The 13,924-nt window shown below is 39.6% G+C and carries 4 protein-coding genes and 6 pseudogenes; all 10 read right to left on the reverse strand.

Going from position 1 to position 13,924, the window contains the following annotated elements:
* Window positions 1-9: 9 nt before the first annotated feature.
* A pseudogene (gene mutL / locus ACEWFH_RS12540) lies at window positions 10-1,873 on the reverse strand (DNA mismatch repair endonuclease MutL).
* A 16-nt stretch (window positions 1,874-1,889) separates the two neighbouring features.
* Window positions 1,890-3,623, reverse strand: a pseudogene (mutS, locus tag ACEWFH_RS12545) (DNA mismatch repair protein MutS).
* Between the two features lie 8 nt (window positions 3,624-3,631).
* Window positions 3,632-4,477, reverse strand: a complete 846-nt coding sequence (locus tag ACEWFH_RS12550; RefSeq protein ID WP_473724309.1) for a MutS N-terminal domain-containing protein — start codon at window positions 4,475-4,477, stop codon at window positions 3,632-3,634.
* 104 nt (window positions 4,478-4,581) lie between these two features.
* A pseudogene (cotE, locus tag ACEWFH_RS12555) lies at window positions 4,582-5,153 on the reverse strand (outer spore coat protein CotE).
* 742 nt (window positions 5,154-5,895) lie between these two features.
* Window positions 5,896-6,330, reverse strand: coding sequence for a YlbF/YmcA family competence regulator (locus ACEWFH_RS12560; RefSeq protein WP_473724310.1), 435 nt, complete (start codon window positions 6,328-6,330; stop codon window positions 5,896-5,898).
* A pseudogene (miaB, locus tag ACEWFH_RS12565) lies at window positions 6,330-7,849 on the reverse strand (tRNA (N6-isopentenyl adenosine(37)-C2)-methylthiotransferase MiaB). Before miaB ends, ACEWFH_RS12560 begins: the two are co-directional and overlap by 1 nt.
* Window positions 7,850-8,703: 854 nt before the next feature.
* A pseudogene (locus ACEWFH_RS12570) lies at window positions 8,704-9,878 on the reverse strand (glycine C-acetyltransferase).
* A gap of 23 nt (window positions 9,879-9,901) precedes the next feature.
* Window positions 9,902-10,941, reverse strand: a pseudogene (tdh, locus tag ACEWFH_RS12575) (L-threonine 3-dehydrogenase).
* Window positions 10,942-11,120: 179 nt separating this feature from the next.
* Window positions 11,121-11,987: a 2-oxoacid:ferredoxin oxidoreductase subunit beta gene (locus ACEWFH_RS12580; protein ID WP_473724311.1), complete on the reverse strand. Its 867-nt coding sequence runs from the start codon at window positions 11,985-11,987 to the stop codon at window positions 11,121-11,123.
* A 1-nt stretch (window position 11,988) separates the two neighbouring features.
* Entirely contained in the window at window positions 11,989-13,731 is a 1,743-nt protein-coding gene (locus ACEWFH_RS12585; protein ID WP_473724312.1) for a 2-oxoacid:acceptor oxidoreductase subunit alpha, read from the reverse strand.
* Window positions 13,732-13,924: the final 193 nt, after the last annotated feature.

Below are 13,924 nucleotides of genomic sequence, written 5' to 3' on the forward strand. Positions count from 1 at the left end.
GATAGACTCCTACATGACTCGCTTAAACATTTTTTCGAGTTCATACGTTGATAAGTGAATGGTAATCGGTCTTCCATGCGGACATGTAAATGGATCTTCTGATGCTCTTAGTGACTCTAATAATGCAAAGATTTCATCATTTCTTAAATGATGGTTAGCTTTGATCGATCCTTTACAAGACATCATGATAGCCGCTTCTTCTCTAAGTTTTTCAATGTCAATTTTTCTGTGATCGAGCACCTGTTGGATAATATCCATCATGATTTCCTTTTCATAACTCTTTGGAAACCATTGTGGATGCTCTCTAACGATAAATGTATTTTGGCCAAACGATTCTAGAAACAGACCCACTTCACTTAAGAGTTGGATGTGATTTTCTAGAAAGGCTGCCTCACTCGCTGTAAATTCAAAGGTATAAGGAACCGTTAAAAGCTGGACTTCTCGATCCACTTGTCCGACTTTTTTCTAAAATACTCGTACTTTATCCGTTCTTGTGCTGCATGCTGATCGATCATATAAAGCCCATTTTCATTTTGAGCTAGAATATATGTTCCATGCATCTGGCCGATCGGATACATGACCGGTATTTTTTCTTGCGTTTCCTCTAATTTCGAAAGATTTTGAACCTGATTCAAGTCTGGCTCATTAGCTGTGATTGGCCCTTCCTCATTTTCATCAAAAGGTTTCGCCACTTCTTTTATTTGAGTATTAACCGGATCTGGTTTACTCATAAGAGCAGTATTGGAGCTTCGCGAGGGTATTAAGTCAGGGAAAGGATCTGTTGTTATTTCTTCTTTTTTCGTTTGATAATCAAAGGAAAAAGAAGATTGCTCATCACTATCTTTTGACTTTTGTTCCTTCTTCTTATACTGAACATCTGGAATAAGCTGCTGATTTCTTATTACTTTTCTTAGCTCGTTTTCTACTAATTGAACGAGTTCTGTTTCCTTGCTTAATCTCGCTTCGTGTTTAGATGGATGTACGTTCACGTCTATGATGGTCGGATCCATTTTAACGGCCAGGATGCTTATTGGAAAACGTCCGATCGGCAAGAACGTGTGATAGGCGTTTTGTATAGCTTTAGAGATTGCATAATTTTTAATGTACCTTCCGTTCATAAAAGAGACATGTATTGCCGTGAAGCCCGGTTCATCTCCGGTTTCGCAATATATCCAGACACTTCATAATCCAGTGAAGAAAATGAAACAGGAATCATATTTTTTGCTGTTTGGATGCCATAAACAGAAGAAATGATCTGCAGAAGATTACCATTACCTGATGTATGCAGAAGCTCTTTTCCATTGTGCTTTAACCGAAAAGAAACGTTAGGATTTGCTAATGCAAGTCTGTTTACAAGATCACTGATCGTGCCCAATTCGGTCTGTATCGTTTTAACATGCTTTAAACGAGCTGGTGTGTTATAAAACAAATTTCGAACTGTGAGATCTGTGCCTTTTCTGCTATTTGTCTGCTGCTGATTCATAATCTTGCCGTTCTCAATGAACAGATAGGCACCAGGCCCATCCCCTGTAGAAGATTTAAGTTCCACTTGAGCGACTGACGAGATACTTGGCAATGCTTCTCCTCGAAAACCCATCGTCTTGATCTGAATTAAGTCTTGCTCACTTTTAATCTTGCTTGTTGCATGGCGATTAAAAGCAAGCACACAGTCATCCGGCTCGATACCGTCCCCGTTATCTAGAACACGGATCAGTGACAGACCGCCCTCTTCTACTTCGATCTCGATTCTTGTTGCATTCGCATCAATCGAATTTTCAACAAGTTCTTTTACAACTGAGGCAGGGCGTTCAACGACTTCACCAGCAGCGATTTTATTTGATAAATGTTCATCTAGCTGTACGATTTTGCCCATAATATAGCGCCTCCTTTTATTTCACTTTTTTCTGCAGTTTATATAAAGCATTCATCGCATCAAGCGGTGTCATCTCTAATACATTTAAACTCTTTATTTCTTTAATAATGTCGAGTTCTTTTGGATCTCTTTTTTAACATTCTCGCTTTTGTCTGTAAAAAGACTCAGCTGACTTTCTTCTATCTGTTCCTCTTTTGTAGCAGATACCTCTTGAATAGGCAGCGCTTCTCTTTTTCATGATTCTCATACGTTTGTAAAATGGTCTTTGCTCTTGAAATGACCTCTGTTGGAAGTTCAGCTAACTCTGCCACTTGAATACCAAAGCTTTTATCGGCTTGTCCATCGATTACTTTATGCAAAAATACAAGACTTCCATTTTCCTCTACTGCACTTACAAATACGTTCTTAAGAGTTGGTAATGATTGTTCTAATACAGTAAGCTCATGATAGTGAGTAGAAAACAGTGTCTTTGCTGATATCTTTTCGTGTATGAATTCAATAATAGATTGCGCTAAAGCCATACCATCATACGTAGATGTTCCACGCCCGATTTCATCTAAAAGAATTAAACTATTTTCCGTTGCACTCGTAAGAGCAAAGTTCGTTTCGAGCATCTCGACCATGAACGTACTTTGTCCACCTACTAAATCATCAGCAGCTCCGATTCGCGTAAAGATCTGATCGAACATAGGCAACTCTGCACTCTCAGCCGGAACAAAGCAGCCGATCTGCATCATAACAGACGTTAAGGCAAGCTGACGCATATACGTACTTTTACCAGCCATGTTTGGTCCAGTGATCAGGAGCATACTTCGTTCGTGATTTAAATAAATGTCATTCGGAACATACTCCTGGGCGTCCATGACTTTTTCAACAACAGGATGTCTTCCACCGATAATATTTACTTTTCCATCCTCAGAAACAGTTGGTCTTACGTATCGGTATTGTTCACTTATCGCTGCAAAAGACTGAATAACATCCAGTTCTGAAATGGCTGCAGCGAGTTCTTGAAGACCAGGAATATATTGTTTCACGTGATCTCTCACTTCTAAAAAGAGTGTATATTCAAGTCCTGAAATCTTCTCTTCGGCTTCTAAAATAATTCGCTCTTTCTCTTTAAGTTCCGGGTAACGTAGCGCTCAGCATTTGCTAGTGTTTGTTTTCGCTCATAGCGCTCTGGTACTTGCGATAAGTTAGATTTTGTTACCTCGATATAATAGCCGAAAATTTTATTGAAACCGATTTTTAACGACTTAATGCCAGAAGCTGCCTTCTCTTGCTGCTCAAGTGAAGCGATCCATGCTTTACCGTTGCTGCTCGCGTCTTTATATTCATCAAGCTTTTCATTATAACCTGACTTGATTAGACCGCCCTCTTTAATGTTAATAGGTGCTTCATCGTGAATGGCAGAGTCTAAAAAGTCCGCAAGTGTCTTATGATCATTCATCTTCGCATGCAGCTCAGCAGCATAAGCTCCTTGAATGCCGCTAATCTTTTCTTTTAAAACAGGGACACTTAAAAGTGAGCGTTTTAATTGAACTAAATCTCTTGGACTAGCGTTTCCGTACGAAATCTTTGCAGTCAGACGCTCCATATCATAAACAGACTTTAATTGCTCTTTTATATCTTCTCGCACAAAAAAATCACTGATTAAGTTCTCGACGAGTTGAAGACGTTTTTCAATCGTCTCTTTCACAAACAGTGGTTCTTCTACCCACTGTTTTAACTTCCTCGCACCCATCGCAGTCATCGTAGCATCTAAAAGCCAAAGCAATGACCCTTTTTTCCTTTAGCTCGGATTGATTCGGTTAGTTCTAAATTGCGTTTCGAGAACGCATCTAGCTTCATTCTTCTATCGTTCTGATGAAATTCAACCTGCTTAATATGCTGGAATGAACGTTTTTGTGTATGAGTTAGATAACAAAACAATCTGCCTGCAGCACGTATTAATGCTGGATGCGTAATGGTGTTGACAAGATGACTGAACTGATTTTCAAGTTTATTATCTTCTTGAATGGAAATCGATGCTTGTCCAGCTTGTGTTACGGTGCTCGTCCAAGCATCGGATAACTCTTTGTTTCCTACTATTTCTTTTACTCCATGACTTAACAGTAATTGAATAAAAGAAAGGTCATTTCCGGAATATGTATAGCCTTTCAACTCACCGGTAGACAAGTCACATAGGATATAAGCATAAGTTTCTTTCTCTTTTTCGATCGATACAAGATAGTTATTTTCTCTGTCTTGTAACAAATGATCATCAATAACTGTTCCTGGTGTAATGATCTGAATTACTTCACGCTTTACAACCCCGACGGACTGTTTCGGGTCTTCCACTTGTTCGCAGATTGCTACTTTGTGTCCGTTCTCAACGAGTGTTTTTATATAACCAGCAGAAGAATGATAAGGCACTCCACACATTGGAATTCGGTCCTTAGAACCCCCATCTCTGCTTGTGAGTGTAATTTCAAGTATCTGTGCCGCTTTAACTGCATCATCAAAAAACATTTCATAAAAATCGCCTAGACGAAAAAATAAAAAGGCATCCTGGTGAGCTGCCTTAATTGATAAATATTGTTGAATCATTGGAGTATGTTGTGCCATAATTTCACCTTTTTCATAACATTTCAATGTCGCTATTATATCATAATTTACACGTACTATCGTTTTCTCTGCATGAAAAAAACGGGAAGCTTTCTCCCCGCTCATTATTCTTCCAGGTCACCGATTAAGAAGTTAGGATCAAGATCTTCAAAATTTTCATCTTCTACATCATATTCCCAATCCCTCTTATGATCATCATCAAATCCATCTGGGTTCACATACACACATACTTTTGTTTCACCAATAACCTCACATACAAACTCTCTTTCTACTTGAACGATGACTTTATTGCCGTTAGGTGAAATCGTTGCTTCGAGTGTATTTGGTTCTTGAAGAGCACGGCAGGATACTTCATATTGATTCCCAAGTGCGTTTTTATCTCTCACACTAAGATCTACTTTGTCTACAAAGTGAATGGTTTCTGTTACAACTTCGGTACGAGTGTTATCGTTGTAAGAATACCAGACATTGATATCATAGCTTCCTTCTACGTCCACTGCTTCACCATTTCGCTTAGGTTTATAAGCATGATTAATAATCCAGCACCTAAAATGCTGCTCGGCCGATGGCTCGGTGCAATTGTATGTGTGGCCTGAGAAAATTTTCTGCCTTTCCCGCAAACCGCTTTCGTGATGATCTCTCTGTAAGTCAGCTCTTGTTCAACGCGTCTTGACATACATGAATCCCTCCTCTACCAATCTCCATACATTGTATGCTGGGCGAATGCCTATTGTGCTTGAATGATGTAAAATCACAATTACTGTAAGTATATGGGCGCTTGTTGTCCAATGTTCTAAAAATATTATTTATGTACGGTACGTGAAATTTTTTTGTGATCTTGGTTGCTTTTGTGTGTATTTGATCTCCGCTTCAGGATGCTGCCTTTTCGCGGGGCATCGATTTTCGACAGCGACAAAGGTATATAGATCGTGAAATTTGTCGAGGATTGCAGACTCGTGGATAAATTGCAAAAATTTTTGGATTGATAGCTAAATCTCGTGGATAAACAGTCAATATTTTTGGATTGCGTGCCTAAACTTCTGGATTGCCGGAGCTTAATACCACTACCGGTATATGTAAGACCAGTTTCGTTACCCAATACTGCATCTATTTTGACATTAAAAGACTTAAAAACACCTTCAACCAAAGATCAAGTTGCTTTTTGAACTAAATTTTCATCAAAAGCTGTATTCGAAAACTATGTTGCTCTTGAAAGTGGCTAATCCGCTCCAGGCTCGTTTTCCGCAGGGGTTATGCGTCTTATGTGTCTCACCTGACTACTCGTCACGCATCTTAAAACAACTGGCAATGAAAAAAATGGACAAGTGGGTTTTAGTTTTATTTACAAAGAAGTATATAAAAATAAGAAAACACGATGCCTAGGATAGACACCGTGTTTAAATAAGATCTAGAACTATTTAGTGACAGCCGCAGCCGCCAGGTGAACAGCCTTCTTGTGAACCAGTTGTACCTTTTAAAAGGTCGCCTCCAGTAGATTCAATGATTTCATCCGTCACTTTGTTAGAGATTGTATGAGATACCATCTGCAAAATGTCATTTACATCGCTTTGAGACTGTTTAAACTCTTGAACAACTGGGATACTGTCCAGTTCTGCCATGAGTGCATCGATCTTTTCCTCTACTTCTCTTGAAGCTTCATGCTTTTGATAATGTTGAAGATTTACAGCTTGTTTTTGAAGATTCTTGATTTGGCCCATCAGTCTTGCTACGTTTGCGTTCGTGTTAATCTGTGCTTCTGCTTTTTTGAAAAATTCTACTTCATCAGTAGTTGCGATCATTTTAGCTAGTTCTTTCGCTTTTCCTAAAATATCTTCCTTTGTATATGTGCTCATTAGCTTACCACCTCTGATTTTTCTTCTACCCATTCTCCGCCAAGGTTCCACGTTTTAGCATCGGTAATTCGAACTTTAACGATTTCACCAATCAAGTGCTTAGGAGCTTTAAAGTTTACTACTTTGTTGGAACCTGTGTGACCTGTGAGTACATCAGGATTTTTTTGCTTTCTCCCTCAACTAACACTTCAACCACTTTACCAACATAAGCTTTATTCTTTTCTAAAGAAATATCGTTTAGAATCGCGTTCAATCGCTGAAGGCGCTCTCGTTTAACTTCCATCGGTACATTGTCATGCATTTTTGCTGCTGGAGTACCTTCACGCGGTGAATAGATGAACGTATAAGCAGCATCATATTGTACCTCTTTTACAAGAGTTAAGGTCTCTTCAAATTGCTCATCTGTTTCATTCGGAAAACCAACGATAATATCGGTTGTTAGAGCAACATTCGGCATAGCAGCTTTAATCTTATTTACAAGCTCTAGGTAGTGTTCACGTGTGTATTTACGTGCCATTAATTTCAATACATCACTGTTTCCATGTTGTACAGGTAAATGAACATGGTCAACGATATTTCCGCCTTTAGCAAGAACTTCAATCAGTCTGTCATCAAAATCACGAGGATGACTTGTTGTAAAGCGAAGTCTTGGAATGTCGATCTTGCGGATTTCATCCATCAGGTCACCAAGTCCATAGTCAAGATCCTCAAAATCCTTACCGTATGCGTTAACATTTTGCCCTAACAGCGTTACTTCTTTATATCCTTCTCTAGCCAGCTGTCTTACTTCTTCAATGATATCTTGAGGATGGCGGCTTCGTTCTTTTCCTCTTGTATATGGAACAATACAATACGTACAGAACTTATCGCAGCCATACATGATATTTACCCAGCCCTTAACGTTACCCTTACGCTTTCTTGGAAGATTCTCAACGATATCCCCTTCTTTTGACCAAACCTCAACTACCATTTCTTTTGAGAATAATGCGTTCTCAATAATCTGAGGCAGACGATGAATGTTGTGCGTACCAAAGATCATATCTACTTGAGGATAAGTTGATAAAATTCGATTCACTACCGATTCTTCTTGCGACATACATCCGCATACACCTAAAAGAAGATTCGGGTTATTCGCTTTCGTATGTTTTAGATGTCCAAGTTCACCAAACACTTTATTTTCAGCATTTTCACGGATTGCACATGTGTTAAGAAGGATAATATCCGCTTCTTCTGTAGAATGTGTAGTCTCATATCCCATTTCATTTAAGATACCAGCCATAACTTCTGTATCATGTTCGTTCATCTGACATCCATACGTACGAATGTAAAACTTTTTTCCAACGCCAATATCTTTCAAGTTTTCCGGAATGGAAAAATCCTTTAGTATTTGAATCTGCTCTTTACCACGCTTTTTTGCGTCTTTTAAAGAAGGTGGAGCATAAGTGGTTTGAAAGTATTGTGAGTAGTCTCTTTTTTTATCATTCGTTGTTTCTTTAAGATTGTCTTTCGTAGTATCCAAGACACCTTCACTCCTTATTGCCTCTACTGCTTAATAATCCGTCCCATTATTTGAATCTAGTGAATCATCTAACTGTAACATTATATCAAATATTGGATTATAGTAAAACGCGAAATCTTATTAGTTTACATAATGTTATTACGGTAAAATTGATTAACTAGGGCTTCTTCGAGAATGGCAGGCACGAACTTTGCCTCCAATTAACTTATCATAGTAGTATATATTGCTCTTGAATGTGGTTGATTTCCGTTCCAGGCGCTCACTTTCAGCAGGGGCAGGCGGTGAGCCACATTTGTACGTTCCACTTTTAAGTGTCTCACCTGCCCGTTTCAAAGTTCCTTGCTCCTGCGTCTACATGTTCACGCTACCGTAGTAAGCTTCCTCGTCGCATGCCTTGCGAGAAGCTTTTCAAGTAGCAGGTGTGCTCCTGCGTCTACAGGTTAATGCTAACGCTGTTAGCTTCCTCGTCGCATGCCTTGCGAGAAGCTTTTCAAGTAGCAGGCGTGCTCCTGCGTCTACAGGTTAATGCTAACGCTGTTAGCTTCCTCGTCGCATGCCTTGCGAGAAGTTTTTCAAGTAGCAGGCGTGCTCCTGCGTCTACAGGTTAATGCTAACGCTGTTAGCTTCCTCGTCGCATGCCTTGCGAGAAGTTTCTCAGGTGGTAGGCACGCACCTTCCATTCAATCAACTTGTCACAGAAGAAAATGAAACAAAATCCTCAATAGCAGTAGTCTTTTTGATAAGAGTCTGTAGAAAAAAATTTAGTAATTTCCTCGTTCGCACATGTACTGTCTACTCATAAAAAAGTTGACTTAAAAGCATCTCAAGCTTTCAAGTCAACTTTTTTGTTATTTTTATATGATTCCCAGTTCTTTTCCTGCTTTTTCAAATGCATCTAGTGCTGTTTGAAGCTCTTCTTTCGTGTGCTGAGCCGTTACGATCGTACGGACACGTGCTTTTCCTTTTGCTACAGTTGGGAAAGCGATCCCTTGAGCGAAGACGCCGTATTTTAACAATGTATCTGAAAGTTTGTGAGCTAAAGCATCATCACCAACAAGGACTGGTGTAATTGGTGTTTCACTTACTCCTGTATTAAACCCTAGTTCTTTCAATCCAGCTTTAAAAAACTTTGTGTTCTCCCACAATCTTTCCATATGCTCCGGCTCTTCTTCTAATACATCGATTGCTGCTGAACTTGCCGCAATAACTGCAGGCGGATGTGATGTACTAAATAAGAACGGACGGCCTTTATGGATAAGATAGTCTCGTAAGGTTTGTGTACTCGCAATATAACCGCCAAGAACACCAATCGCCTTACTTAATGTTCCTACTTGGATGTGAACTCGACCGTTCAAGTTAAAATGGTCGATCGTACCGCGGCCGTTCGTACCTAAAACACCACTTGCATGCGCATCATCTACCATAACAAGGGCATCGTACTTTTCTGCAAGCTCCACGATACCTGGAAGCGGCGCAATATTGCCGTCCATTGAAAAAACACCATCTGTAACTACGATTCTTTTTCTATATTCTTGTGTTTCTTTTAAAGCTGCTTCTAGATCTTCAAGATCCACGTGCTTGTAAATTCTACGCTTTGCTTTTGTTAAACGAATACCATCAATAATAGAAGCATGGTTTAACTCATCAGAAATTACAACGTCTTGATCTGTTAGAATCGCAGAAAGAATTCCTTGATTCGTAGAAAAGCCTGATTGGAATACAAGACATGCTTCAGTGTGCTTAAATTCAGCAAGCTTTTTTCGAATTCTTCATGCATTGATAGCGTTCCAGCGATTGTACGAACGGAACCTGTTCCAACACCGAACTTCTCAACCGCTTCTAGAGCTGCTTCTTTCATTTTTGGATGACTCGTAAGTCCTAAGTAGTTGTTAGAAGAAAGCTGAATCACTTCTTTGCCGTTGATAACAACTTTTGATCCTTGCTCTGATTCTAGTGGTACAAGCTTTCTAAACGTACCTTCTTCTTTCATGTGGTCCAATTCTTCTTGTAAATATTCAAAACCTTTCATATCGTTTCAAGCTCCTTTCGATTTTAAGGAATAAGAACTACTTTTCCGCAATTCCCTTTTATCATTAAATCAAAGCCTTCTTCAAACTGTTCGAGTGGAAGAGTATGTGTAATAATCGTTTCAGGATGCATGCTGCCTGACTGTAAAAGTCCTGAAACTTGCTGCCATGTTTCATACATCTTTCTTCCTGTAATTCCTTGTACTGTAACTCCTTTAAAAACAACATCGTTTGTTAAATCGATCTCAACAGGTTTTACTGGCAGACTTAAAATAGAAACCCGGCCGCCGTTCGTGATCATTTTAAATCCTTGATCGATCGCTACAGGATGACCGCTCATCTCGCACACAACATCCACACCATTTCCATCTGTCAGGTCCATTACCTTTTCAACAGGGTCTTGGGTTTTAGGATTGATTACTTCTGTCGCTCCAACTTTTTTGCAAGATCTAAACGATATTCATTCAAATCAATCGCGACCACTTGGCTTGCTCCTGCAGCTTTGGCTACATTTACCGCCATTACACCAATCGGTCCGCAACCGATGACTGCAACTGTCTTACCAGCAACATCACCGGCTAATACAGTATGAACAGCATTTCCCATTGGCTCTTGTATCGAACCATGTTCGAAAGGCATCTTAGAATCATTTCTCCAGATGTTTTCTGCTGGCATCGCAACATACTCGGCAAAACAGCCATGAGTATCTACACCGATAATCTTGGTGTTTTTACAAATATGAAACTGCCCTTTTAAGCATTGTGGACAAGAATGACAAACAATATGTGTTTCAGCTGAAACATGATCTCCAACAGAAACATTTGTTACAGCATCCCCGATTTTCTCAACAACTCCTGAAAACTCATGACCAAATACATATGGAGGCTTAACACGGCTTTGTGACCACTCATCCCATGTATAAATATGGACATCAGTCCCGCAGATTGAAGTTGCTTTTACTTTGATTAAAACTTCATTCTCGTTAATCTCAGGAATATCTACTGTTTCCAATTTAGCTCCGTAACCCGCATGATGCTTAACAATTGCTTTCATTTTACCTTGCACAGAAAACACTCCTCACTAAACACTAAATATCATATCCACAATTATTGTACATGGATTAAATAGTGAGGTAAAGGGCACTGTCCGCATCACACGGACATTCGCAGATACGGAAAAAAATTGAGAGATTTTTTTAAAAAAAATAAAAACTCTTCTCCTAAAATCAGGAGAAGAGTTTCAAATTACATAAATTCTGCCATCAATTGATTGAACTTTTCTTCCGGCAGTTTTAAATCAGCTTTTGCTAGTGCATCCTTGCTGTATCCGTGAGCGAGATCTTGATAAGAAGGTTTCACCTTGTCTTGATAGATGATTCCTTTAACAAGACCTTTGTTCTCCATAAGTGTCTGCATCGCCATCATTCGGTTAGAAGAATCATAACCTTCAATGGTGCTTAAAGATACTAGATGCTCTTTAAACCAGTCGTATGTGTTCACTTTGTTGTATGTAACACATGGTGAGAATACGTTGATTAACGAGAAGCCTTTATGATTAATTCCAGCTTCAATAATTGATGTTAATTCTTTAAGGTCAGTTGAAAAACTTTGAGCCACAAAAGTAGCTCCGGCCGTTAACGCAAGTTCCATAACGCCGATTGCTGACTCAACTGAGCCTTCTGGTGTACTCTTCGTTTTGAAACCAACATCAGAACGAGGAGAGGTTTGTCCTTTTGTTAAACCATAAATCTGATTGTCCATAACGATGTACGTAATATCAATATTTCTTCTGATCGCATGCACGGTATGACCCATACCAATCGCAAAACCATCTCCGTCTCCACCTGAAGCAATAACAGTCAGGTCACGGTTAGCCATCTTAACACCTTGTGCAATTGGAAGTGAACGGCCATGAATGCCATGGAATCCGTAAGATTTAATATAACCGGAGATACGTCCCGAACACCCAATTCCTGACACTACAGCAAGATCATCTGGTTCTAAACCTACATTGGCAGCTGCTCTTTGAATGGCAGCTTGTACGGAAAAATCACCACAACCTGGGCACCAGTTCGGTTTGATGCTGTTACGAAAATCTTTAAATGTAGCCATATTAAACCAGCTCCTTGCATTTCATGACAACTTCTGATGGTAAGAAAGGATTCCCATCATATTTTAATAAATTTTTAATCTTTTCATGCTGCCCAACATTCATTTTAAGAATATTTGCAAGCTGACCTGTTGCGTTATTCTCAACTACGATCACGTTCTTTACACGATCGATCATTGATTTCATTTCATCAGCAGGGAACGGATGGATCAACCGAATATGTGCATGATTGACTTTTAGTCCTTCTGCCTCTAAACGTGGAATCGCTTCTTCAATAACCCCTCTTGTTGAGTTGAATCCGACTAATAGAATGTCAGCTTCTTCATGTGGAGCTTGTTTAACAACAGGAACGTTGAAGCGCAAACTTTGAAGCTTGCGAAGACGTTTATCCATCTGTTTTTGACGGTTTGCTGCTACTTCAGAAGGCTTACCAGTCTCATCATGCTCAACACCCGTTACATGGTGGATACCATTTTTCATACCTGGGATGACACGCGGAGAAATTCCGTCTTCTGTCACTTCATAGCGCTTGAAATAGCCATCTTTATCTTCTGAATCAGGAATTTCTTGATTAAGATCTAGCTTTCCGCGACGAATTTCCACACGGCTGTAGTCAAGGGGTTCTACCGATTGTTTACCAAGTGAAAGTTGAAGATCTGTAAGTAAAATAACAGGAATCTGGTATTCTTCCGCAATATTTAATGCTTCAACAGCATCGTAGAATGCTTCTTCAACCGTACTTGGAGCCATAACCACTTTTGGAATCTCACCATGAGTACCATAGATCATCGCCATCAAGTCAGATTGCTCTTGTTTAGTAGGAAGGCCGGTTGACGGTCCGCCACGCTGTGTGTCTACGACAACTAAAGGAACTTCTGTCATTCCAGAGAGTCCTAATGCTTCCATCATTAATGATAGACCAGGACCTGCTGATGATGTAATCGTACGAACACCTGCATAGTTTGCTCCGATCGCCATCGTACAAGCAGCAATCTCATCTTCTGTTTGAATAACCGTTCCACCAAATTCAGGCAGTTTTTTAATCAAATATTCCATGATCTCAGACGCTGGCGTTATCGGGTACGCTGACATAAAGCGCACACCGCCTGCAACGAAACCTAGAGCGATCGCATCGTTGCCGATCATGAACATTCTCTTTTTGCCATCTGCTTTATTTAATTGGAAACCATCAATCTGGCCGCCAGATAATTCGTTAAAATGATCCGCGCCTTTTTGAATAGCTTCCATATTCTTTTCTACTACCTTTGCACCTTTTCGTGAGAAGATCTCTTCTACTACTTCAAGGTAGCTTTCAACAGGCAACCCTAATACAGCACTTGTTGCGCCAATTGCCACCATGTTTTTCATAAGAGATGTTCCAAGTTCACTCGCGATTTCTGTAAATGGAACCGCATACAATCTTACATTAAGGTCCTCTGGCACAGTAGGATTAAATTTAGAATCTCCAATCACTACTCCTCCGTCACGAAGTTCATGAACATTCACATCAATTGTCTCTTGATCGAATGCTATTAAAATATCAAGATCATCAGAAATCGAACGGGTTTCACTCGTGCTTACACGAATTTTATTGTTGGTGTGACCGCCTTTAATTCTGGAAGAAAAGTGTCGATAGCTATACAGGTAATAGCCTAGGCGGTTAAGTGCCATCGCGAAAATTTCACCTGTACTATCAATTCCTTCACCTTGCTGTCCGCCAACTTTCCAAGAAAGTTGATCAATCATGTACTCCACCCTTTCAGTAACCCAAACGTTAAATTTTTAAATCAATAACTTGATTTAGTATGGTTTCATGCTGTTGTTTTTACGTGTTTACACGTTTAAATTAATTATGTACTAAACGTCTACAATTCTAGACTTAACTTCATAAAAATGCAAGTATTCGACTAGTATAATTCAAACTATTGAAAAAGAAGGT

The sequence above is a fragment of the Fictibacillus sp. EA-CB0309 genome (assembly GCF_055814265.1).

Bases quoted from the DNA above. Each gene is read 5' to 3' on its own strand.
- ACEWFH_RS12550 (WP_473724309.1), bottom strand. From the start codon at position 4,477: ATGGCACAACATACTCCAATGATTCAACAATATTTATCAATTAAGGCA.
- ACEWFH_RS12560 (WP_473724310.1), bottom strand. From the start codon at position 6,330: ATGAGCACATATACAAAGGAAGATATTTTAGGAAAAGCGAAAGAACTA.
- ACEWFH_RS12580 (WP_473724311.1), bottom strand. From the start codon at position 11,987: ATGGCTACATTTAAAGATTTTCGTAACAGCATCAAACCGAACTGGTGC.
- ACEWFH_RS12585 (WP_473724312.1), bottom strand. From the start codon at position 13,731: ATGATTGATCAACTTTCTTGGAAAGTTGGCGGACAGCAAGGTGAAGGA.